We start from the raw sequence: 22,897 nt of genomic DNA, 5'->3' as shown, positions 1-22,897 counted from the left end.
CGGCGTAGAGCGCCGCGATGCGGCCACCGGCCTGACGTCTTCGAGGATTCTGTCGTAACCGAGATAGATCGCCATGTGGGTGATCGAAGAACCGTAGAAGCGCAGTTTCCTCGCCGGTGCTCAGACTGCCGCACTTGGGGCAGAGCGGACTCATGGACGTCAGGCGTGGTGCGGGAGTCCGCTCCCACGCGCATGTTGGCGTCCAGGTCGGGCACGTCGCCGCCGTCGGCGCACATGACTTGCAGGGCCACGCCCGAGCAGTCGAAGCTCATCGGCTCTACACCATCCCAAATTCTCGGCGTGCCGAGCTGGCGCTGAGCGGCGTACTGATCCACGCAGCAGGGCTCGCCGATTCCGAACCATCCGGACGGCACTCGACGAAGCCGTCCGCCGAGGACATCTCGCCCGAAACCCCGCGACCATCGCCCGGGCTCCTCGAGTCGACCCGCACGACGTCGAGCCCTTCAACGTCGAGGAAGTCAAGCGGATCTTCGTCGGCGCCTCCCGCCACCGCAACGGCGTCCGGTGGGTCCTCGCCCTCGCCCTCGCCCTTGGTCTCCGGCAAGGAGAGGCACTCGGACTCCAGTGGCCTGACGTCGACGCACGACAGGGGGTCCTGACGATCCGGCGAAGCCGGACTCGGCCCAGCTACACCCACGGTTGCGGCGGGACCTGCGGCAAGCGGTTAGCTGGGTACTGTCCGCAGAGAGGCCGATCCAATCCCGACACCGACTCCACCAAGTCGAGAGCGGGGCGGCGACAGATCGGACTACCCCCACAGCTCGTCACCCTCCTGGCCCAGCATCAACACGCGCAGGATGTCGAGCGGGTCCACGCCGGCAGTGCGTGGACCGAGGGCGGCTGGGTCTTCACCACTGAGACCGGAGAGCCGATCAACCCGCGGACCGACTGGACCCACTGGAAGCAACTCCTCAAAGAGGCCGGGATCCGCGACAGCCGGATGCACGGCACACCGCTGCCACGGTGCTGCTCCTTCTCGGGGTCAGCCAGCCCACCATCATGAGCGTCATGGGCTGGTCCAACCCTGCGATGACTCAGCGGTACGCGCACGTGGTCGGGCCGATCCGCCAGGACATCGCGCGCCAGGTCGGCAGCCTGCTCTGGGAGGAGCCGCTGGGACCCGAATGAGACGAGGACCGGGAACGCCGGTCGGGGCGCTGAGGCTCCGACCGGCGTTTCCGCAGGTCAACGGCGGTGGCGGTGGGATTTGAACCCACGGTGGAGTCTCCCCCACACACGCTTTCGAGGCGTGCTCCTTAGGCCGCTCGGACACGCCACCGCAGGAGAGGTTACCGGAGCCGCCGCTCCCGGAAGAAATCGAGCAGCAGCCGGCTGCACTCCGGCTCACGGACCCCGGCGACGACCTCGACCCAGTGGTTGGCCCGGCCGTCGCGGGCCAGGTCCCAAACCGACCCGCAGGCGCCTGCCTTGGGGTCCCAGGCGCCGAACACCACGGTCCGCAGCCGCGCGAGGAGCATCGCCCCGGCACACATCGGGCAGGGTTCCAGGGTCACGACCAGGGTGGCGTCGGCCAACCGCCATGAGCCGGTATGCCGTGCCGCCTCGCGCAGCGCCCGCACCTCGGCGTGCCCGGTCGGGTCCTGCTCGACCTCCCGGACGTTGACGCCCTCGCCCAGCACCTCTCCGGCGGCAGACACGACGAGCGCGCCGACGGGCACGTCGCCAGCGCGGCTGGCAGCGGCCGCTAGCCCGAGCGCGTGACCCATCCACCCGGCATACCTGGGGTCGACCGAGAGCTCGAGGGGCGGCGTCACGCGCTAAGTTTCGCCCATGCGCGTGCACATCGCCGACCACCAGCTCATCTCCCACAAGCTGACCTACCTGCGTGACAAGCGCACCGACTCGCCGACGTTCCGGCGGCTCGTCGACGAGCTCGTCACGCTCCTGGCCTACGAGGCGACCCGCGACGTGCGCGTGGAGCCGTTCGACATCGAGACCCCGGTGGCGCCCACCCGGGGCATCAAGCTGGCCCGGCCCAAGCCCCTCGTCGTGCCGATCCTGCGCGCCGGGCTCGGGATGCTCGACGGCATGGTGCGCCTGCTGCCCACGGCGGAGGTCGGATTCCTCGGGATGATGCGCAACGAGGAGACGCTCGAGGCGGTCACCTACGCGAACCGGCTGCCCGAGGACCTGTCCGGGCGCCAGTGCTACGTCCTCGACCCGATGCTGGCCACCGGCGGCACGCTGGTGATGGCGATCCACTACCTCGTCGAGCGCGGCGCGGACGACATCACGGCGATCACCCTGCTGGCGGCCCCCGAGGGCATCGCCCACGTCGAGCAGGAGATGGCGGGGCTCGAGGTGCCGGTCACCCTTGTCACGGGCGCCGTCGACGAGCGGCTCAACGCCCAGGGCTACATCGTGCCGGGCCTCGGCGACGCGGGCGACCGGCTCTACGGACTCGTCTGAGCCGGCCACGTCGCGGGCCGTGGCGGGGCAGGCACCCCCACCGCGGCGTGGCACCCCCACCCAGGCCGCCACTGTTGGCACACTGATGACCGATACCGTGCCGGGACCCCGGCCGTGAGCAAGGAGTCGAGACGATGCCACGCGTGAAGAAGATCGCTGGCTGGCTGCTGCTCGCCTTCCTCATCTACGCCATCGTCATGTCGCCCGCGCAGGCTGCGGTCATCATGCGCACGGCCTTCGACATCGTGGCGCAGGGCTTCCGCAGCATCTTCACCTTCTTCGACGCCCTGCTCGGACGCCGCTAGCCGGGAGGTCCACATGGCCAGACGCCGCGACCCGGCACTGGAGCGATACCTGCTCGACGGCGAGCGGGTCGTCGTCGCGATGCACCAGCACTGGGGCAAGGTGGCCGGCCCCGTTGCCGCGGCCGTCGCCGGGCTCGTCCTGGCCGTGTGGGTCCACGCCAGCGTCGCCCCGTCATGGGCCATGGTGGTCAGGGTCACCTGGATCGCGTGGCTGGTCCTGTTCGTGTGGACGCTGTGGCAGCTCTTCGAGTGGCGCCATGACTGGTTCGTGGCGACGGACAAGCGACTGCTGCTGACCTATGGCCTGATCAGCCGGCGGGTGGCGATGATGCCGCTGACCAAGGTCACCGACATGTCCTACAGCCGCTCCATCCCCGGTCGGATCCTCGGCTACGGCCAGTTCATCATGGAGAGTGCGGGGCAGGATCAGGCCCTTCACGACATCAGCTGGGTGCCCGACCCCGACCACACCTACCGCGCCATCTGCGCAGAGATGTTCGGCGTCGACGACCACGACCGCGTGCAAGTCGGGAACGACGACGACACCGCGGCGTCCACGACAGGCGAGGGCCCGGCACACCTGGCGCCCGACCCGTCGTGGTCCGACCCGTCATGGTCCGACGCCTCGAGGTCAGCGGTGGTCGAGGACCACGGCTCGCACTCGCGCGCAATTCCGGTCCATCGCCGTGATGCCGAGGGTCGCTCGATCCACCGCAGCGACGACCGGCGCCGCCCCGGCGCCGGCGCAGACACCGGGCCCCTCCCCGTCATACGCCCTCGGGGTGACGACTGACCCCAGTCAGCGGGCGTAGTCGTCCTCGAGCCGCTCGATGTCCTGCTCGTCGAAGGTGCCGTAGGCGATCTCGAGGATGCGCGCCGGCTGGTCGGTGCTGTTGCCCATCCGGTGGGTCGAGCCCTGCGGCACCCAGATCTGCTCACCGCACTGCGCGGTCCAGCTGCGGTCGTCGACCTGGATGTCCATCGGGCCGTCGAGGACCTGCCAGAACTCGCCGCGGTGTTCGTGACGCTGCAGGGACAAGCGGGCACCTGGCTGGACGGTGATGATCTTGACCGTGGTCTGTTCATTGAGCGTGAACTGCTCGAACTGCCCCCACGGTCGGTCGGAGCGGAACGTGCCCTCCTGGCGCGAGATGGCTTCAGTCATGTGCTTTCCCTTCGGATGGGTTGAACGCTGTCCGGGGCGGATGGGGCCCCGGAGTCTGGGTGGACATCCGGTCGAGGACCGGAGACATCCGCTCGACGACGTGCGTCCAGAGGAACTGCTGCTCGACCCGGCGTCGTCCCGCGGCGCCCATCTCCGCTGCGCGCTGCGGGTTGGTCAGGAGCTCGATCAACGCGGCGGCGAGCGGCTGCACGGCATCCGCCTCCTTGGGGACCATGATGCCCGTCTCCCCGTCCACGACGATCTCCGGGACGCCACACGTGGGCGTCGCCACGCAGGGCACGCCGTGGGCCATCGCCTCGAGCATCACCAGGGCGAACGGGTCGAACACCGACGGCAGGCAGAAGACGTCCGCCTCGACGTAGAGCTGCGACATGCGCTCCCGACCGGCGACCCTGCCCAGGACCTCGACCCCCGGCTGGGGAGAGATGGGATGGGGGGTCCCGACAATCCGCAGCCGCGCCTCGGGGACCGTCTCACGCACGAGGCGGAAGGCCTCGAGCAGTCGCGGGCCGCCCTTGCGGATGAAGTCATTGCCGACGAACAGCACGGTGGGAGGCGCATCCGGCGCGCGTTCACCGGCCAGAGCGGGCAGGTCGTCGAAGTTGGCGCCGGCTCCGACCGCGCTCACCCGCTCAGGAGGGACGCCGTAGTGGTGGACCAACGAGGCCTGTGTCTCCTGGGAGAAGGCGAACAGGTGCGCCGCCGCGCGGTACTGGCGACGTTCCCGTTCGTACCAGCGTTCCAGGGCAGCGGGCCCGAGCGGGTTCCAGCCGGGCCACTGCTCGGCCGCCTGCTGATGCGTGCAGTCGACGTAGATCACCGTGCGCGGGTCATCCACCCGGAACAGGGCATGGATCTGGAAGACCACGTCGAACCCCTGGCCGCGGGTCGCCACGGCGCGGGACGCCTGGCGCGAACGCAACCACACGGCCAGCTCGCTCTTGTAGAACCGCTCGACCCAGGCGGTTCGTGACGGTCGGAAGGTCGAGGCCGCGACGAGCAGTCGCTGGAGCTGCGACAGCTCGGCATCGACACCGCCCACCATGTCGTAGCGGTCGGTTAGGGCCCGCGTCAGGTGGGGCGTGAGCGCGTCACCGCGACCGGCCATGAGGATCCGGGCTCGCCTGGCGTGGACCTGCGACGCGTCGGGGGTGGCGGCACTCGTGGACCCGGTCATCCGCGATCTCCTTGGGGTGGGGCATTCATCGGGCTCGAGGTCCTCCGGGCGGGAGTGGCATGGTGCGACGTCGCGATTCAGGACGCGAAGACGACGACATTGTCCTGGTAGCCGCCAGCCGCTTTGTCATACGCTCCTGCGCACGTGATGAGCCGCAGGGCCGGCCCCGGCACCGGTCCGTAGGTCGCGGCGGTCGGGAACGCGCTCTTGGCGAAGCGCTGCACGCCGTCGACCGTGAACGTGACGGTCGAGCCGTCCCGCCGGGTCACGGCGATGGCGTCCCCCACGGACAGGCGACTCAGCTTGAAGAAGACCGCCGGACCCTGTTTGGAGTCCACGTGTCCTGCCACGACGGCTGGGCCGCGTTGTCCCGGAGCCGGGCTCGTGTCCAGCCACCCGGCCTGGGCGTAGTCCGTCGGCACCTCGATCGTGCCGTCACCGGCGATCCCGAGATCGGTCAACGTGGAGTCGACACCGATCGCCGGGATGGCGATGCGCGAGGGCTTCAGGCCGTCCGCGACGGCTACCGCCGAAGCGGCGGGCGCCGGGACCGAGGCGCCGGGATCGGCCCGGGCACCGGAGGGCGTTGCCGTCGGTGCCCCCGCCGCCGAGGTGTCGGGGTTCGCCGAGCCTGGGGTGGGGCTCGACGGGTCAGGCGTGCCGGAGGTCGGGCTCGAAGCGACCGCCTGCGGCTGGCCGGTCCCGGCTGCCGCGCCGCCGCACCCGCTGAGGCCCACCGCGGCCACAGCCGCCATCGCGAGGGCGGTGGCCCGGCGGCGGGCGCTGTGCCACGCGGGAGCGACGGTGCTCATCCGTCGAGGCGGGCGGTCCGCGGCGCACGACGGGCGCGGAGGGCAGCAGCGCCGACGAGGACCGAAACGCTCGCGGCCAGGAGACCGAGTCCACGGCCCGCCGTCACCCCGTTGTCGCCACCGACCACTGACGCGGCCTGGTCGACGGCCGTCCCGCCGCCGCCCGTCTGCGCGCCACCCACTGGGGTGGCCATGGCGCCGGCGGCGTCCGTGATGACCTTGAGCTCGACGCTGTTGGTCCCGGAGTTGACGACGACCGCGGTGTAGACGCTGCCACTGGTGAGCGAGATGGTCTGTGTCACGGTCATTCCCGCACCGTCCGACAGCTGCAGGGTCCAGCTCCCGGCCGGCACGGTGGAATAGGGGGTGGCCTGCCCGAGCACGGCGCCGGTGGCGATCATGGGTCCGTTGACGGCCGTGACCGAGACGGTTGGTGCCACGGTCGAGCCCGACAGGACCCGCACTCTCGCCGAGCCGGCAGCCGGGGGGGTCAGGTCATCGCTCAGCACCCCGAGGCGAGGTTCGGTGGTGGAGCCGAGGACCGCGATCGTGGTGGCGTTGCCCGCGGTGACCGTGAGTGAGCGTGACAGCATCGGCGTGGAGCTGCCCGCATCACCCTCCGGCCGGACGGTGACCGTGTAGGTGCCCGGATCGACCTTCTGGTAGTCCGTGACCTGGCCGTACCCGGTGCCGGGAGCCATGGGGATCGCGGTGCCGACGCCGCCCTGCGGCACCAGCTCGATGCGGACGGCGCCGATGCCCGGGACAAGATGGCCCGCCCGCACCCAGGCCTTGCCGGGTGGGGTGCTGCCCGCGCCATCGGCCTGCGCCGCGGGGGCCCCGGTCGTGAGGAACAGGAGGGTGAGGGCCGCCAGCACGGCGCCGATGACCGCACCCGGGGGTCGTGCCGTCCGGCGGTGGCGTCGGCGTGGCTGCGGGCCCCGGGAATGCGGGCGTGCCTGGTCTGGTGTCATGAGATCTCTCCGCTTCGTATGTCACGGACCGCGCGCAGGTCCGAGGGGTCCAACCACCGGGGTTCGGAGCCGGATGGCGAATGGATGGGGGACCAATTCCCGTGACGTGCAACCAGATTGACTCAGATGGTGCGTCGTCGTGGATGACGAAAATGCATCAACCAGGACAAAATCGGCGAAAGGGAGAGCCTGGTCCGAAGGGTGTATCTGGGGCAGATCTCGCGACCGCACTCACCACAGTCACTCCCCGGACGGAAGTGCTCGTGAACGTCGCGGTCGTGCCCGCAGGTACAGAGCGGACGTGCTGACGTCTTTGGCATATGTCCACTTTTCAGATGTTTGTTCCGAATCTGGTCAAGAAAAATTAAAGAAATGGTCAAGAACATCCAATCCGATAGGCGATCATAGACCGAAGCCTCACCACAAGCGCATGCATCAGGCCGCTTGGGGAGGCATGCTTCCTGGGGTCGTCAATGGGGACGAGCGTAAACCGCCGCTGCCTGGCCGGTGTGTGTCCACCTCGTCCTTCAACCTGGAGAAACCATGTTTCCGAGCCACTCTCGACCCGCGAAACCGACGATCACCATCGTGGTCCCTGCCCGCAACGAGGCCCGCAACCTCGAACTCGTGCTGCCCACGCTGCCGACGGTCCACGAGGTCATCGTGGTCGACGGCCACTCCACCGACGACACTGCCGCGGTAGTCCGGCGCACTCTCCCGTCGGCGCGCTTCATCCAGCAGACCCGGCGCGGCAAGGGGAACGCCCTCGCCTGCGGGTTCGAGGCGGCCACCGGGGATGTCATCGTCATGTTCGACGCGGACGGATCCGCCGACTCCACCGAGATCGAGGCCTACGTCACCTCGCTCACGTCCGGAGCCGACTTCGCCAAGGGCAGCCGGGTGCTCGCCGCCGGCGGCAGCGAGGACATCACCTGGCTGCGCGACTTCGGCAACCGCGTCCTGACCGGTGTGACGAACGTCCTGTTCCGCACCAGCTACACGGACCTCTGCTACGGCTACAACGCCTTCTGGCGCGATATCCTGCCGGTGCTGTCGATCCCCTCCTCCAGGGGTGATCAGGCTGCGTGGGGTGACGGCTTCGAGATCGAGACCCTCATCAACTGCCGGGTCGCGTCGGGCGGGCTCCAGATCCACGAGGTGCCCAGCATCGAGCTCGAGCGCATCCACGGGGAGAGCAACCTCAACACCTTCCGGGACGGCGCCCGCGTCCTGCGGACGATCTTCACCGAACGTGCGCGTCGGGGCACGGCACGTCAGGCCGTCCCCTCGGCCGACGTCATCACCGCGCACCCCGAGACCTCGCACAGCACCACCTCGCACACCACCACCTCGCACACCACGACCTCGCACCCCACGCCGGTTCAGCACGCGCCGGTTCAGCACGCCCGTCCGGCGATGGTCTCCATCCAGCAGCGAGAGTCCGCGTGAGCTCACGACCGGGCCCCGGGGGCGAGCGGGCCGCAGGGCGATCGGGTCCCCGGGTGCTCGTCGTCGGGTCGGGCTGGCGCTTCACCTCCGGCATCAGCTACTACACGTGTCGCCTGACCAACGCCCTGTCGGAGGTCACCCCGACCGACGCGCTGCTCATGCGTCGGCTCGTGCCGACGGCCCTCTACCCCGGCCGGGCTCGGGTGGGGCAGAGCGTCAACGACGTGGACTACCGGCCGGAGGTCGGCGTCCACGACGGAGTCGACTGGTACTGGGGGCGATCCATGCGCGACGCCCGACGGTTCATCGCCGAGCAGCAGCCCGATGTCGTCATCCTCCAGTGGTGGACCGGCGCGGTGCTGCACAGCTACCTGCGTTTGGCCGCCCTGGCCAGACGGCACGGCGCCCGCGTCGTTATGGAGTGGCACGAGGTCCAGGACACCGGCGAGGCCAGGATCCCCGGCGTCGTGCGCTACGTCCGAAAGGCGATGGGCCAGCTGCTCGACCGGGTCGACGCGCACGTGGTGCACTCGCGCTACGACCTCGACCTGCTGCGCACGGCATACGGGCTGGACGACTCCGTTGAGGGCGCGGTGACGATCGTCCCGCACGGCCCGTACGACCACGTCAACCTCGACCCGTCGAGCGGGGCCGGCCCCACCGCGAGCCTGGCCCGCGCTGGTGACGAGGCGTTCAACATCCTCTTCTTCGGGATCATCCGGCCCTACAAGGGCCTGGAGGACCTCGTCGCCGCCTTCTCCGCGTTGCCGCCCGAGGTGGGCGAGCGCCTCCGGCTCACCATCGTCGGCGAGACGTGGGAGGGCTGGACGGCGCCGCTCACCGCGGTCGAGCAGAGCCCCGCCCGCGACCGGATCACCGTCGTCAACCGCTACGTCACCGACGCCGAGGCCCAGCTCCACTTCGCCGACGCCGACGCGGTGGTCCTGCCCTACCGCCGGTCCTCGTCCTCGGGCCCCTTGCACATGGCCATGAGCGCCGGACTGCCCACCGTCGTCACCTCGGTCGGGGGCCTCGTCGACGCGGCCAGCAGCTATGAGGGCGTCACCTTCGTCCCGCCGCAGGACGTGCCCGCGCTGACGCAGGCCCTGATCGCCCTACCCGGTCAGCGAGGACGGCGCTACGCCGACCCGCACAGCTGGGACACCACGGTCGCGGCCTACGGCGAGATATTCTCCCGGCTCGGTCTGTCGCGCTGGCCCGCGCAGGCCGGCGCGGTGGCACACCGCTGAACCCACCGGCGCGTATGCCGTGCAGCCGGGCGGGTGGTCGGGTCTGAGGCCCGTCAGGGCTGCAGGCCCTTGGCCACCCCGGACATGACGCCGAACAGGGGCTCGTCCTGGCCCTGGATGCCCGGGATGACGTCGAGGTTGTCCGTCGCACCGCGGTTGAGGTGCCAGACGAGGTATCCCGACGCGTTGGCTGCGAAGGCCGCCTTCATCTTGGCACCAAGCAGGTCCGCGCGGCGGGCCCGTCCTGCCGCGTCGGTGGCCTCGACTCCCGCCTCCCCGACCACGATCGGCTTGCCGAGCTGCTGCGCGATGGCGAAGGAGCAGGCGATCTTCGCGTCGGTGGTCCGGCACTGCTCGGAGTCCTCCCGGGGCAGTGACCCGTCCTTGCTGCCGGGCATCGCCTCGGTGTCGGACCCGTAGCGGTTCCAGTCGTGGACCTCGGTGAGATCCAGTCCGTCCTGGCCGTAGACGGCGGCGAAGTCCTTGCCGCTGGCCCCGGGAGCACCGTTGCCCTGGGTGCCGAGCGTCACGAGGTGACGCGGGTCCGCGGCGTGGATCACTGCGGCGACGTCGGCCGCGAACGCAGCCAGCACAGGGCGGTCGGCCGTGTCCCGGGCGGTGGTCTCGGCCTCGTTGACCATGGTCCACGCGACGATGGTGGGGTTGTCGCGGTAGTGCTGCGCCATGACCTGCACGTAGTCACGATAGGAGCGTCGGGCCGTGCCGTAGGGCTGCTTGTAGCCCTCGGTGAACCAGGTGCCCCCGTCCGCATCGGTGAGCGAGACCCCCGGCTTCCCCGTGGAGCAGTCACCGGGTCCGTCCTCGAGGACCGGCATCACGCGCAGGCCCGCCTTGCGCGCAGCCGCGATGAACCGGTCGGTGCCGGAGAAGTCCGTCCCTCCGGCGGTGTAGGTCTGGTAGGCCCAGAATCGCACGACGGTGGCCCCGGCCTCGTCGCGGATGTACCGGAGCGTGTCCGCCAGCTGGGTGTCGTCCAGCCGGGTGGTCGGTGAGCAGGAGAAGATGTCGGAGGCGGCAGCGTCGTAGAGGTTGAAACCCACGAAGCGGAACGGTTTTCCGTCGATCTGGAGGGACGCTCCCGACCGGGTGACGAACGACCCCGACTGTCCGGAGCAGCCCGCGACCACGACGGAGAGACTGAGCAGCGCCGCGGTGCCGGCGGTGCGCAGGCGAGAAGCCCGGCGCCGGCGCTGGCCGGGGTCACGCACGGGAACGCTCCACGAGGGCGCAGTGCAGGCCGTCCACGCTCGCGGCGGCCCCGACAGCGCCGTAGCGCTCACCCAGCACGGCCGGCACCGGCCACCGTCGCAGCCGGTCCAGCTGCGTGACCAAGGCGGCACTCAGCAGCCGGACGTCCGCGTCCGGGTCGTCGCCTCGCGCCACCCGGACGGCACCGGGCACATCCTCGGGGAGCTCCTCGAGGGCCGGGCACTGGACATAGACGACCGGGAGGCCGCTGCCGACGGCCTCGACGACGGCCATGCCGAACGTCTCGTCGGCGGACGCGCTCACGAGAAGGTCCATGGCACTGAGCACCTCGTTGACGTCGCCGCGGGCTCCGAGCCAGGAGACGGCATCCGCCACACCGAGCTGCGCGCTCAGCGCCCGCAGCTGGGCCCACAGCGGGCCGGTGCCGGCCACCACGAGGTGCCGGCCGTCGCGCAGCAGCGGCGCGGCGGCCCGGAGGATGGTGTCGATGCGCTTCACCGGGTCCAGTCGACCGACGACACCGATCACCGTCGCCCCGTCCCCGAGGCCCAGCTCAGCTCGCACCCGACGGCGGGCAGCGGGGTCGAAGACAAGCCTCTCGAAGTCGATCCCGTTGTCCACCACGGTGATTCGCTCGTCCGCGACCCCCCACTCGTGCAGCCGCCCGGCCGTGGTGGCCGAGACGGCAACGGTGTGTGTCGTCATCCGCTCGAGCACGCGGTAGAGAAGCCGCAGCCACCAGGTGTGGGGACGGCCCTCGATCGTGTCGTCCATCAGGGAGTGCTCGCTCGACACCACGACCGGCACGCCGGCCAGTCGGGCGGCGGGGATGCCCCATAGCTGGGCGGCGAGCAGGTGGACGTGGACGACGTCGGGCCGGTATCGACGCAGCCGCCGGGCCAGGCGCAGCGGAGCCACGAGCTTGCGCCACCCGTCCATGCCCAGGACGTCGACGCGGTGACCGCTGCTGCGCAGGCTGTCGGCGACCGGGCCGCCCTCGTAGAGGGCGATGGTGGCCGTGTGATGCTCCGACCGGCTCACGAGCAGCTCCAGCTGTCGCTCGGCTCCGCCCGTGGTGAGGGACGTGATGACGTGCACGACCTTCAACGGGTCGCCTTCCACCGGGGTCACCCGGGTCACCGGGGACGCCTCGGGCGGGACAGCACGTCGCGGTAGACCGCGGTCACACCGTCGGTCGTGGTCTCCCAGGTCGGCAGCTCGATGGCGAGCGGCTGGTGTCGACCGCCCCGCTCGGCCGTGGCCCGCAGCGCCGACGTGAGCGCGGCGGCGACCGCCTCGGTCGACGCGTCGAGGGGTATGCCGGTGACCAGCTCGTCCTCGACGAGGTCGCCCGTGCCGGCCACGTCGAAACCGACGACCGGCAGGCCGAGGGTCACGGCCTCCATGATGCCGACCGGATGTGCCTCGTAGGACGACAGCGCTGCCATGACGCTGGCCGAGCCGAGCTCGTGGGCCATCGCCGCCCGGTCGGACGGCGGGAGGTGCCGGATGTCGACCGCATCCGCGACGCCGAGCTCCTGCGCAAGGGCCCGCAGCTGGGCCTCGTAGCTGCCGCTGCCGAGGATGACCAGGTCGGCGGTCGGGATCTCCCGCCGGATCAGGGCCAGCGCCTCGATGGCCCGGTGGTGGCCCTTGTAGTGCTCGAGCCGGCCACTGGAGATGATCCGTCCGGGCCGCGGCAGGACCCCGGTCGCGACCGGGGGGAGGGCGCCGCCGTTGGGGATGACCGTGAACCGCGACGCGTCGATGCCGGTGGCGCCGGCGAAGTGTGAGCGCTCGAACCGGCTCACCGCGATCAGCTGGTCCGCACCGCGCAGGAGCGGGGTGAGGACCCGCCACTGAGTCGACCTGATCCCCGACCGGGCCCGCGAGGAGTGGCCACCGCTGTGGAAGGTGAGGACGTAGGGGATGCGCGCAGCCCGCGCTGCCAGCATCCCGACGGGCGGCACGAAGGTGTGGACCCCCTGGAAGTGCACCAGGTCCCAGCCGCCGCGGGCGACGGCCGCGGCGAGGCCCGGTGAGAGGTAGAGGTCACCGTTGCGCGGCCACGACCGTCGTCGGATGACGTCGTAGTCGCCCATGGAGTGTGACCGCGGCAGGTCGCCGCTGCGGTCGGTGGCCAGGACGGTCACCTCGAACTCGCCGCGTCGGGCCAGCCGCCCGGCCACCTCGGCGACGTGGGTCTCGGTGCCGCCCATCTCGGGGAAGAACCGTTGGACGACGTGCAGGATCCGTGGTCTGGGCGTCGAGGAATGAGGCATGGGCATCACCGATCGAGGGTTAGGGAACGCAGCGGTTGGCTCTGGTCCGGGTAGTTCAGGGTGATGACGGTGCGCCCGCTCGCGGGCAGCGAGAGGGTCGTGGTCCGGGAGCCACCCCCGTCGACGGCGAAGAGGGGATAGCTGATCTCGCTGCCGTTCGATGCCGTGCGCATCTCCAGTGGCACCGTCCCCGTGGCGGAGGTCACCACGACCTGCACGCTCGTGCCGTCGATCGACCCGAACGACATCTGCACCGGCGGTGCCTCGGGGGGACCGGAGGCGTCGAGCGACATCGTGACGGCGACCACGACGACGACGACGCTGGCGGCGACCCACGGCAGGGCCCGCAACGCCGGAGCGGCGAGTGCGAGGGTCACGGTGGGTCGCGCCGGCCGGGGCCGGCGGCCGGCGACGGCCAGGCCCAGCAGGGATACCAGGGCGAGGGCGATCGACCAGGTCCGGGGGTGCAGGCCGAGGGCTGTCGACCCCAGGACCAGACCGGCGAGGACGAGGGTCACGAGGATGCCGCCCGCGGCGACGAGGAGCGTGTCCAGCGCGCCCCGACCGCGCAGGCGGCCCAGCTGCAGAGCCACTGCGAGCAGGCCGACGGCGACCAAGAGGCTCACGAGTGCCTGGGGGGCGTCGAGCAGCGCCGCGACCAGGGCGGCCGCGATGACCGCCCCTCGCCAGATCACGTCAAGGTGTCGCACGGAGTGCCTCCAGGTCGTAGATGACGATGGATCCGTTGTCGTAGATGACGTCGACCCCGGGTACCGACGAGAACTTGCGCAGGGCCACCCCCGGCACGGGCGCGGTGCGGTTGTCCCCGCCGAACTCGCCGTTCTCGATGTAGACGCCCTGGTTGGGCAGACCGAACGCGTCGCGGCGGTCAGAGATGAGGTAACGGATGTCTGCCCGTCGGACCAGCTCAACGTCGGCCGGTCCATAGGTGGGGTCCAGCAGCAGTCGGGAGGCGTCGATGTCCGTCCCGATGTGCGTGATGCTGTACTGCTTGCCATCCGCGGCCGCGAGCAGGCCGCCCACCCGGTCGGCGTAGACGCGGCTGCCGGCGGGCAGGTGCGTCGACATCCACCCGGCCGCGGCAAGGTTGTCGGCATCGATGCTCCGGGCGTCGTCGGAGACGCGGAACGGACCGGGCAGCTGTTGGCTGATCGATCCCGCGCCCAGGACGACGCTGCCGAGGAAGATCACGGCGGCGCCGACCGCGAGCGCCGCCGACTGCCACACCCGCACGCGGTGCTGCCAGATCCACCAAGCCACCACGAAGGCCACCCCGAGGAAGACGAAGCCGGCTGCGCGGTCACCGACCTCGGCTGTCGACACCGTCAGGTGTCCGCCGGGGATGACGGGGTAGAGCAGCGCGACGAGGCAGAGCAGGACCGCGACGGTGACCCGGTCCCGCACGAACCGCCGGGCGCGGAGCAGGGACGGGACGAGGACGAGCAGGGTGAGCACCAGGGAGGCGATGATGACGTACTTCTCCCAGGGGGCGGTGACGACACCTGCGGCGTTCTGGAAGACCTTGCGCGTCTGGGTGCCGTTGGCGACCATCACCACGGCATTGACCGAGCTGGTCGCGATCGCGCCCAGATAGCTGGCAAGGGTGTTGCCGGGGTTCGCGAGGGTCAGGGCGAAGGCCGCGACGGCGGCCCCCGCGAGCGCGGCGAGCGAGCGGGCCGAGTTCTCCAGGCGGCGGCGCAGTGCCACCTCCACCGCCCACCAGACGACGAGGGCGACGACGAGCAGCGCCGTGGTGACGTGGTGGGTGAACGCCACGGCGACGATGGCCAGCACCGCAGCCACGAGGCTGGTTCGCGACCCACGCCGACGGCTGAGGACCAGGTAGACCGTGAAGGCAGCCAGCGGCAGCGCCAGGCTCTGGTAGGAGAACTGGGAGTTGAAGAAGAGCATCTGCGGGTTGCAGGCATAGACGATGACGGCCGTGGCACCGATCCGGGTGGATCCCGTGATGTGACTGACCACGAGGAGGATCGACAGGACCAGGACCAGACGAGCGGCCAGGAGCAGGACGACCGCGCTGGTGTGCGCTGACAGGCCGGTCAGCTCCTGCACCGCGTTGGTCGCGAGCTCCAGGCCCGGGTAGTAGGCCGTGATCGGCAGCAGGGAGTTCTCGGTGAAGAGCCGGCCGGTGTCGCCGATCAGTCGCAGCACGTTGGCGTGGATCAGCTCGTCGTGGAACATGAACCGCGTGGGATAGAGGACCACCCGGGTCAGCTGGAGCAGCACGGCCAGGGCCAGGGCGAGCACGACCCGGGTGCTGGTGCGCACCCGGGGCAGCAACACCCCGAGGGCGGCGGGCAGGAAGATCACGACCAGACCCAGCACGTAGAGCGTCTGCGCCCGGTTTGCGTCGCCGGCCTGGCGACCGAGGCCAACCCCCATGGCCATGGGGACCAGACCGGCCGTCATGAGCAGGACCACGGGCCCGACCCCGACCAGGCCGACGAGTCGGCGCCACGGGCTCAGGCCCGGCTCAGGCTGCGCCGCGGTGGCGTTGGCGGTGGTGGCGGTGGCGGTGGTGGCGGTGGCGGCGGGCTCCATCGAGGGCTGAGCAGTCCCGGTCATGACGGTCGGGGTCGGGGTCGGGGCAGCGGTGCTGGGGCGGTGGCGGGTCGCGGCAACGAGGGGGAAGGCCAGGACGACCGCCTCGACGACGAGGACCGCGACCCAGGCCAGGCACAGGCCGATCGTCGCGCCGACCCGCACCCCGGCATACGCCGCCGCGAGCTCGACCACCGTGAGCCCGAGCATGACCAGGGTGGCCTGACCGGTGCGGCCCTGGACCCGGCGCAGGGCGACGAAGTGGTCCTTGACGACGAAGGGGAGCCCGGCGAAGGCGAGGATGCGCAGGATCTCGATGCCCTGGGTGGAGTACTGCGACCCGAAGACCGACAGGATGTAGGGCGCCAGCGGGAAGAGCGCGAGGTTGGCGACCACGCTGATCCCGAGCGCGAGCGGGATGGTGAACCGCATCCGCTCGATGAGGTGAGCGGTGTCGCCCTCGGCGGAGGCGAAGAGCCCGATCGTGATGGCGTAGGGCAAGGTGAAGACGAGCCCGGTCAGCTGCAGGGCGGTGGTGAACACGCCGTTCTGCTCGGTGGAGACGGCGACGAGCACGAGGAGGGGCAGGACCTGCAGGGGCGACTGCAGCGTGGTGTTCAGGGCGTGGTGCGACAGGGCCTGCCCGCCGAGTCCGCGCAGCTGGGTCAGGTCGATCAGGCGAGCGCCGTCCTCGAGCCGGCGTCCACCGCGCGTGCGCCAGGCCACCAGCGGCAGGGACACCAGGGTGCCAAGGGTCCACGCGACGAAGATGGTCATGCCACCGGTCTGCCCGGCGAGGGCAAGGGCTCCGAGGGCGCCGAGCTTGACGGCGCTGGCGACGGCGTTCCGCTCGAGCTGGAGGGCGCCGCTGCCGAGCACCAGGACGGCTTGGTCGATGACGAGGGCCACAGCCATGAGTCCGGTGCCGACGGCGAAGAGCACCGCATTCGAGGGACCTCCCGCGATGGTGTCCAGGTTGCCGACGTGCAGGACGGAGATGGCCACGAAGGGCACCACGAACGCCAGCAGCGTGGCCACCGTGCCGGCCACCGCGAGGGCGCTGCGGGTCAGTACCCGGCGGCTGCCCTGCGCCGTGTGGGGCAGGCGGGCGATCAGCAGGGTGCCGAGGCCGCAGGTGCCGAGTGTGCCGAGCAGCGTCATCATGGCGATCGCGGCGCCTCCGACGCCCACCGACGAGACGGAGAACTGCCGGGCGGCGAGCAGCCAGAAGAAGAGGCCGAGCACACTGGTCAGGGCATAGGTCCCGACCAGCGAGGCGCTGATCGCGGCGACCCGGCGAAGGCTTGACCGGGCCCCGACGGCAGTCGTCATCACGCTGGTCGGCATGGCGTCGTGCTCCTTCGGGAGGGAGGGTGAGGGGGACGCTCTGCGTCCTCCGGGTGCACGACGGCGTACACGAGCGGGCGTACACAAGGAGGCGCAGGCCACCGTTGACCCGTGGTGGTCTCAACCCCTGTTCAGGAGGTGTTCGGTCTGAGGACGGTCATGGATTGGTCATCATTGAACCAAGAATTGTCGAGCACCACGAACTGAGCGCCCGAGGCGGTGCTCGTCGCTCGTGAGACAGGCGGGCAGGACGGCCTTGTCCTCGCCGCCACGAGGGGGGGCGCGGGGCTAGCGTGAGCCCACGGCGTCGGTCCCCCGGCGCCGACGGGAGCGAGCACCGGGAGGCACGAGTGAGCATTTTCCGCACCAAGTCCATCGAGGAGTCGATCGCGGCCACTGCCGACGGGGAGCACTCGCTGAAGAAGAACCTCAGCGCGCTCGACCTCACGGTCTTCGGCATCGGCGTCATCATCGGTGCCGGCATCTTCACCGTGACCGGCAAGGCGGCGGCCCAGTTCGCCGGGCCGTCCATCGTCATCTCGTTCCTCGTTGGGGCGTTCTGCTGCGCCCTGGCTGCCATCTGCTACGCCGAGTTCGCGTCCACGGTGCCCGTGTCCGGTTCGGCCTACACCTTCTCCTACGCCACCCTCGGCGAGATCGTCGCGTGGATCATCGGCTGGGACCTGCTCCTCGAGCTGATGCTCGGCTCGAGCGTCGTCGCCCAGGGCTGGTCGACCTACTTCGTCGTCTTCCTCGACAAGCTCGGCGTCCACTGGCCCGACGCGATCGGTCCGGGCAGCCACCTCGACCTGCCGGCGATGCTCCTCGTGGTCGTCCTCACCCTGCTGGTGGCCAAGGGCATCAAGGAGTCGATGCGGGTCAACCTCGTCCTGGTCGCCGTCAAGCTCTTCATCGTCCTCTTCGTCATCTTCGCCGGTCTCTCCTACGTCAAGACGTCCAACTACACCCCGTTCATCCCGCCGTCCCAGGCCGGCCCGTCGAGCGAGGGCCTCGCCGCCCCGCTCATCCAGGTCCTCTTCGGGATGCAGCCGGCCAGCTTCGGGATCATGGGGATCGTCGCCGGCGCCTCCATCGTCTTCTTCGCCTACATCGGCTTCGACGTCGTCGCGACGACGGCCGAGGAGGCCAAGAACCCGCAGCGGGACCTGCCCATCGGCATCATCGCCTCGCTCTCGATCTGCACCGTGCTCTACGTCGCCGTCTCCCTCGTCATCACCGGCATGGTGAAGTACGACCAGATCGACGCCAAGGCCGCCCTCGCGTCCGCCTTCGAGAGCGTCGGCAAGGGGGGCTACGCGACGATCGTCTCGGCCGGCGCGGTCGCCGGCCTGACCACCGTCGTCATGACCCTGCTCATCGGCGCGGTGCGGGTCACCTTCGCGATGGCGCGAGACCATCTGCTGCCGCCAAGGCTCGCGCAGACGAGCACGAAGACCGGCACCCCGGTCCTGCTCACCCTCATCATCGGCGCCGCCGTCGCGCTCATCGCATCGCTGACGCCGATCGGCAAGCTGGAGGAGATGGTCAACATCGGCACCCTCGCCGCGTTCACCCTCGTCTCGATCTCCGTCCCGATCCTGCGCCGGAAGCGACCCGACCTCAAGCGGTCCTTCACGGTGCCCCTCAACCCGTTCCTGCCGATCCTCGCCGCCGTGGTCTGCTTCTACCTCATGCTCAACCTCAGCATCGAGACGTGGCTGAGGTTCGTCATCTGGATGGTGCTCGGCTTCCTGGTCTACTTCCTCTACAGCCGCAAGCACAGCCGGCTCGCGGTCGGCGACCGGCACGGGATGAGCCCGGCGAGCCCCGACTGAGGATCACAGCGCCTTGATGATGTCGTCCACCCGGTCCTTGGCGTCGCCGAAGAGCATCTGGCTGTTGTCCCGGAAGAACAGCGGGTTCTGCACCCCGGCGTAGCCCGGGGCCATGGACCGCTTGAAGACGATCACGTCCTTGGCGTTCCACACCTCGAGGACCGGCATGCCCGCGATCGGGCTCGTCGGGTCCTCCTCAGCGGCGGGGTTCACGGTGTCGTTGGCGCCGATGACAAGGACGACATCGGTCTGCGGGAAGTCCGCGTTGATCTCGTCCATCTCCAGGACGATGTCGTAGGGGACCTTGGCCTCGGCCAGCAGGACGTTCATGTGGCCGGGCAGCCGCCCCGCGACCGGGTGGATGCCGAACCGCACCTCGATGCCGCGTGCGCGCAAGCGGTGGGTCAGGTCGGCGACGGGATACTGCGCCTGCGCGACGGCCATCCCGTAGCCCGGCGTGATGACGACCGAGCTCGCCTCCCGCAGCAGGTCGGCGACGTCCTCGGCATTCGTCTCGCGATGCTCGCCGTAGTCCTCGTCGTCCGTCGCTGCGGTGGCACCCGAGCCGAACCCGCCGGCGATGACCGAGATGAAGGACCGGTTCATGGCCCGGCACATCACGTAGGACAGGAACGCACCCGAGGAACCGACGAGCGCCCCCACGACGATGAGCAGGTCGTTGCCGAGCATGAACCCGGCCGCCGCGGCCGCCCAGCCGGAGTAGGAGTTGAGCATCGAGACGACGACCGGCATGTCCCCGCCGCCGATCGAGGCGACGAGGTGCCAGCCGAAGAGGAGGGCCAGCGCGGTCATGAGCAGCAGCGGGACGGCGCTCCCGCTCGCGACGAACCAGACGAGCAGGCCCGCCGAGAGCACGAGCACAAGCAGGTTGAGCAGGTGTCGCCCCGGCAGCATGAGGGGCTTGGACGAGATGCGCGCGCTCAGCTTGAGGAACGCGACGATCGACCCGGTCAGCGTCACGGCGCCGATGAAGACGCCGAGGAAAACCTCGACGGCGTGGATGTTCTCCATCGCCGCCGAGAGGGGGCCGGGGCGCAGGAACGAGTTGTAGCCGACGAGCACGGCGGCCAGTCCGACGAAGCTGTGCAGCATCGCGATGAGCTGCGGCATCCCGGTCATCTCGACCCTCAGTGCCCGGTGTACGCCGATCGCGCCGCCGACGACCATGGCCGCGACGATCAGGCCGAAGCCGGTCCAGGAGCTGGACTGCACGGCATACGCGATCGTCGCGACGAGAGCGATGGCCATGCCGATGACCCCGTAGGTGTTGCCCGCCCTGGCGCTCTCGTGCCGGGACAGCCCGGCGAGGCTGAAGACGAAGAGGAGGGCCGCAACGAGGTAGCTGGCCTGGACCAGGGTGGACGACACGTCAGGCCCTCCGGAACATCTTGAGCATCCGGTGGGTCACCGTGAACCCGCCGAAGATGTTGATGCTGGCGACGAGGACACCCGCGACGGCCAGGACGGTCACGAGCGCGTTGCCGAGCCCGACCTGGAGCAGCGCGCCGACGAGGATGATCCCGCTGATGGCGTTGGTCACCGACATCAGCGGCGTGTGCAGGGCGTGGTGCACGTTGGTGATGACGTAGTAGCCGATCACCACCGACAGTGCGAACACCGTGAAGTGAGTGAGGAACTCGGGCGGCGAGTATGCCGCGAGCACGGCGAAGAGGGCTGCCGCCACGGCCACGGCGGCATACCGTCGCCGTGGGTCCCTGGGCTTGTCGGGTTCCTTCGCGACCACCGCCCTCGGCGCCACCGGAGCCGCCGAGACCTGCACCGGGGGCGGCGGCCAGAGCAGCTCGCCGTCCTTGACGACGGTCATCCCACGGATGACCTGGTCCTCGAGGTCGAGACGCGCCACGCCGTCCTTGTCGGGGGTCAGCAGCTTGAGGAGGTTGACGAGGTTGGTGGAGAAGAGCTGGGAGGACTGGGTCGGCAGCCGGCCGGGCAGGTCCGTGTAGCCGATGATCTTCACCCCGTTGTCGCTGACGACGAGCTCGTCGGGTCGGGAGAGCTCGCAGTTGCCGCCGTTGGCCGCGGCCATGTCGACGATGACGCTGCCGGGCTTCATCGTCGCGACCATGTCGGCCGAGATGAGTCGCGGGGCGGGGCGGCCGGGGATGAGGGCCGTCGTGACGATGATGTCGACGTCCCGGGCCTGCGCCGCGTAGAGCTCGGTGGCCTGGCGGTTGAAGTCCTCCGTCGTCTCCTTGGCGTAGCCGTCTGACGAAGCGGGCTGCTGCGCCCCGCCCTCCAGGTCGATGCGCAGGAACTCGGCCCCCATCGACTCGACCTGCTCACCGACCTCGGGCCGGGCATCGAAGGCGCGGACGATGGCGCCGAGGCTGTTCGCGGTGCCGATGGCGGCGAGTCCCGCGACCCCGGCGCCGACGATGAGGACCTTGGCGGGCGGGACCTTGCCCGCCGCGGTGACCTGACCGGTGAAGAGACTGCCGAACTCGTGGGCCGCCTCGATGACGGCTCGGTAGCCGGCGATGTTGGCCATCGAGCTGAGGACGTCGAGGGACTGCGCGCGGGAGATCCGGGGGACGGCATCCATCGCGAGGACGGTGACGTCGCGGGTCGCCAGCGTGGCGACCAGGTCGGGCTGCAGAGCCGGGCTGATCAGGCTGGCGAGGATGGCGCCGTCCCGTAGGCGCCCGATCTCGTCGTTGTTCGGGGCGTTGATCTTGAGGATGACGTCACTGGCCCAGACCTGCTCGGCGGCAACGACGGTGGCACCGGCCGCGGCATACGCCTCGTCGGCAAAGCTGGCCAGCCGCCCGGCGCCGGACTCGACGACGACCTCGTAACCAAGGCCCCGGATCTGCTCCACGGTCTTGGGCGTGGCCGCGACCCGGGTCTCACCCGGGCGCGACTCAGATGGCACACCGATCTGCATTTCGACTCCCGACGACGCTCGGACCCAGGCCCTCGGCGAGGGTGGATGCGGCGGGTTGTCCGTCCGACGCTCCCTCGCAACCTAGACGGTGACGAGGCCGAAGGGGGAAGTGTCCGTCGGGGGTGGGTGCGTGTCTGTTCTCACAGGAGACACGGGTGGCACTGCCGTGTCGCGGCCAGCGGGGTGGCCGCAGGTGAGCTGGAAGCCCGCGAGACAGGGGGACATCGCGGGCCTCCAGCGGCACCTGGGCGACTTGTTGAAGTCGCAACCATCTGATGCTAGCCCATGGGAGACCCGTCGTGGGACATCAGTTGCCGCACCGTCCCGGGTGCTGTCGGGTTCGATCCGGTTCGTCTGGTTCATTCTGATTCGGTCAGGTTCAGCCGGGTTCGGACTGTCGATCCCGTTGCGGCGCAAGCCTGCTCGGGGTCCTCCAGCCGGGCCGGACCAGCGGCTCACCGGTCGGCGAGGGCCTCGACCAGCTGCGACACGGTCGGCGCCCCATCCGGACCGGAGGGGGTGGCGTAGAGCCGGCACGACAGCCCCACACCGGCGCCCGGCTCCGCGAAGGGGTCCACCCCGTCCACCAGGATCGAGAGCGAACCGTGAAAGCTCCACGCCCGCGCCAGCTCCGGTGTGGAGACCAGGACCCGCTGGACCTCGACGCCGCCGTCGCCGAGCGCCGCGTTGTCGAGCGTCGCGTTGTCGAGCGTCGCGTTGTCGAGCGCCGGGTTGTCGAGGAGGTGGAGAGCCTCGGGCAACCGGTCCTCGGCCACCTGCCAGTTGGGGCACCCGTCGAAGGAGAGCAGCTGGACCCTCATGCGTCGCATCATGCCCCCAGCACCCGCTGTGCAGCACCACGCCATCACGAATCACATCTGCTCAGGTGACTCCACGCCCAGCAGGTCGAGGCCCTGGACGAGCACCTGGAGGGTCAGCGCGCACAGGCCGAGCCGGGACTCGCGCAGGTCCTTGCTCTCGGCCTTGAGCACCGGGCAGCCCTCGTAGAACGACGAGAACGTCTGGGCGAGGTCGAAGAGGTAGCCGCACAGCCGGTGCGGCTCGAGGGTGTCCCCGACCTGCGTGACGA

The 22,897-nt window shown here is 70.2% G+C and carries 20 protein-coding genes, 1 tRNA gene and 1 pseudogene; 7 read left to right on the top strand and 15 right to left on the bottom strand.

Annotated elements, in window-relative coordinates:
• Window positions 1-361: 361 nt before the first annotated feature.
• Window positions 362-1,149 (top strand): annotated as a pseudogene (locus tag ACLL9L_RS03775) (tyrosine-type recombinase/integrase).
• A 64-nt stretch (window positions 1,150-1,213) separates the two neighbouring features.
• Here the strand turns inward: ACLL9L_RS03775 and ACLL9L_RS03770 are convergent.
• Together ACLL9L_RS03770 and ACLL9L_RS03765 are read right to left on the bottom strand one after the other, a co-directional pair.
• Window positions 1,214-1,300: transfer RNA gene (locus ACLL9L_RS03770), tRNA-Ser, on the bottom strand.
• Between the two features lie 10 nt (window positions 1,301-1,310).
• Complete coding sequence (locus ACLL9L_RS03765; protein WP_411283316.1) at window positions 1,311-1,748, bottom strand: nucleoside deaminase; 438 nt, start codon at window positions 1,746-1,748, stop codon at window positions 1,311-1,313.
• 64 nt (window positions 1,749-1,812) lie between these two features.
• Here ACLL9L_RS03765 and upp point away from each other — a divergent pair, with 64 nt between their 5' ends.
• The 3 genes from upp to ACLL9L_RS03750 all read left to right on the top strand — a co-directional run bounded on the left by upp (window position 1,813) and on the right by ACLL9L_RS03750 (window position 3,549).
• Window positions 1,813-2,451, top strand: a complete 639-nt coding sequence (gene upp, locus ACLL9L_RS03760; RefSeq protein ID WP_411283314.1) for a uracil phosphoribosyltransferase — start codon at window positions 1,813-1,815, stop codon at window positions 2,449-2,451.
• Between the two features lie 143 nt (window positions 2,452-2,594).
• Entirely contained in the window at window positions 2,595-2,756 is a 162-nt protein-coding gene (locus ACLL9L_RS03755; protein ID WP_411283313.1) for a hypothetical protein, read from the top strand.
• 13 nt (window positions 2,757-2,769) lie between these two features.
• On the top strand, window positions 2,770-3,549 hold the full coding sequence (locus ACLL9L_RS03750) for a PH domain-containing protein (protein WP_411283312.1): 780 nt from the start codon (window positions 2,770-2,772) through the stop codon (window positions 3,547-3,549).
• Between the two features lie 6 nt (window positions 3,550-3,555).
• On the opposite strand, the gene ACLL9L_RS03745 is transcribed toward ACLL9L_RS03750, so the two are convergent.
• The 4 genes from ACLL9L_RS03745 to ACLL9L_RS03730 all read right to left on the bottom strand — a co-directional run bounded on the left by ACLL9L_RS03745 (window position 3,556) and on the right by ACLL9L_RS03730 (window position 6,905).
• A complete protein-coding gene (locus tag ACLL9L_RS03745; RefSeq protein ID WP_411283311.1) occupies window positions 3,556-3,921 on the bottom strand; it encodes a phosphomannose isomerase type II C-terminal cupin domain in 366 nt (121 codons plus the stop codon).
• Window positions 3,914-5,119: a glycosyltransferase family 4 protein gene (locus ACLL9L_RS03740; RefSeq protein WP_411283310.1), complete on the bottom strand. Its 1,206-nt coding sequence runs from the start codon at window positions 5,117-5,119 to the stop codon at window positions 3,914-3,916. The genes ACLL9L_RS03745 and ACLL9L_RS03740 overlap by 8 nt, the downstream gene beginning before the upstream one ends.
• 77 nt (window positions 5,120-5,196) lie before the next feature.
• On the bottom strand, window positions 5,197-5,931 hold the full coding sequence (locus ACLL9L_RS03735; protein ID WP_411283309.1) for a class F sortase: 735 nt from the start codon (window positions 5,929-5,931) through the stop codon (window positions 5,197-5,199).
• Window positions 5,928-6,905: a DUF4397 domain-containing protein gene (locus ACLL9L_RS03730; RefSeq protein ID WP_411283308.1), complete on the bottom strand. Its 978-nt coding sequence runs from the start codon at window positions 6,903-6,905 to the stop codon at window positions 5,928-5,930. Before ACLL9L_RS03730 ends, ACLL9L_RS03735 begins: the two co-directional genes overlap by 4 nt.
• A 543-nt stretch (window positions 6,906-7,448) precedes the next feature.
• Between ACLL9L_RS03730 and ACLL9L_RS03725 the strand changes: the two genes are divergently transcribed.
• A complete protein-coding gene (locus ACLL9L_RS03725; protein WP_411283307.1) occupies window positions 7,449-8,354 on the top strand; it encodes a glycosyltransferase family 2 protein in 906 nt (301 codons plus the stop codon).
• On the top strand, window positions 8,351-9,604 hold the full coding sequence (locus ACLL9L_RS03720) for a glycosyltransferase (RefSeq protein ID WP_411283306.1): 1,254 nt from the start codon (window positions 8,351-8,353) through the stop codon (window positions 9,602-9,604). The genes ACLL9L_RS03725 and ACLL9L_RS03720 overlap by 4 nt, the downstream gene beginning before the upstream one ends.
• A gap of 53 nt (window positions 9,605-9,657) precedes the next feature.
• Here ACLL9L_RS03720 and ACLL9L_RS03715 read toward each other — a convergent pair whose 3' ends face one another.
• Genes ACLL9L_RS03715 through ACLL9L_RS03695 form a run of 5 tightly spaced genes read right to left on the bottom strand, consistent with a single transcriptional unit; the run spans window position 9,658 to window position 17,046 of the window.
• The gene (locus ACLL9L_RS03715; RefSeq protein ID WP_411283305.1) at window positions 9,658-10,833 is read right to left on the bottom strand and encodes a cellulase family glycosylhydrolase; all 1,176 of its coding nucleotides are present in this window, start codon (window positions 10,831-10,833) and stop codon (window positions 9,658-9,660) included.
• Entirely contained in the window at window positions 10,826-11,965 is a 1,140-nt protein-coding gene (locus ACLL9L_RS03710) for a glycosyltransferase (protein WP_411283304.1), read from the bottom strand. The genes ACLL9L_RS03715 and ACLL9L_RS03710 overlap by 8 nt, the downstream gene beginning before the upstream one ends.
• Before the next feature lie 5 nt (window positions 11,966-11,970).
• Window positions 11,971-13,122 carry a glycosyltransferase family 4 protein gene (locus ACLL9L_RS03705; protein ID WP_411283315.1) on the bottom strand — a complete coding sequence of 384 codons (1,152 nt, stop codon included), beginning with the start codon at window positions 13,120-13,122 and terminating at the stop codon, window positions 11,971-11,973.
• On the bottom strand, window positions 13,122-13,826 hold the full coding sequence (locus ACLL9L_RS03700; RefSeq protein WP_411283303.1) for a hypothetical protein: 705 nt from the start codon (window positions 13,824-13,826) through the stop codon (window positions 13,122-13,124). The genes ACLL9L_RS03705 and ACLL9L_RS03700 overlap by 1 nt, the downstream gene beginning before the upstream one ends.
• Window positions 13,813-17,046 carry a lipopolysaccharide biosynthesis protein gene (locus tag ACLL9L_RS03695; protein WP_411283302.1) on the bottom strand — a complete coding sequence of 1,078 codons (3,234 nt, stop codon included), beginning with the start codon at window positions 17,044-17,046 and terminating at the stop codon, window positions 13,813-13,815. Before ACLL9L_RS03695 ends, ACLL9L_RS03700 begins: the two co-directional genes overlap by 14 nt.
• A gap of 350 nt (window positions 17,047-17,396) precedes the next feature.
• Between ACLL9L_RS03695 and ACLL9L_RS03690 the strand changes: the two genes are divergently transcribed.
• Complete coding sequence (locus ACLL9L_RS03690; RefSeq protein WP_411283301.1) at window positions 17,397-18,881, top strand: amino acid permease; 1,485 nt, start codon at window positions 17,397-17,399, stop codon at window positions 18,879-18,881.
• A 3-nt stretch (window positions 18,882-18,884) separates the two neighbouring features.
• Here ACLL9L_RS03690 and pntB read toward each other — a convergent pair whose 3' ends face one another.
• The 4 genes from pntB to ACLL9L_RS03670 all read right to left on the bottom strand — a co-directional run.
• Window positions 18,885-20,270, bottom strand: coding sequence for a Re/Si-specific NAD(P)(+) transhydrogenase subunit beta (gene pntB, locus ACLL9L_RS03685; protein WP_411283300.1), 1,386 nt, complete (start codon window positions 20,268-20,270; stop codon window positions 18,885-18,887).
• Window position 20,271: 1 nt separating this feature from the next.
• Window positions 20,272-21,807 carry a Re/Si-specific NAD(P)(+) transhydrogenase subunit alpha gene (locus ACLL9L_RS03680; RefSeq protein WP_411283299.1) on the bottom strand — a complete coding sequence of 512 codons (1,536 nt, stop codon included), beginning with the start codon at window positions 21,805-21,807 and terminating at the stop codon, window positions 20,272-20,274.
• 455 nt (window positions 21,808-22,262) lie between these two features.
• Window positions 22,263-22,628, bottom strand: a complete 366-nt coding sequence (locus ACLL9L_RS03675) for a thioredoxin family protein (RefSeq protein WP_411283298.1) — start codon at window positions 22,626-22,628, stop codon at window positions 22,263-22,265.
• Between the two features lie 51 nt (window positions 22,629-22,679).
• Window positions 22,680-22,897 (bottom strand): DALR anticodon-binding domain-containing protein (locus ACLL9L_RS03670; RefSeq protein ID WP_411283297.1); only part of this gene is annotated, 218 nt, incomplete at its 5' end.

It is taken from the genome of Lapillicoccus sp., from assembly GCF_046595215.1.
GTDB lineage: Bacteria > Actinomycetota > Actinomycetes > Actinomycetales > Dermatophilaceae > Lapillicoccus.
This window is presented reverse-complemented; position numbering and strand designations above follow the sequence as displayed.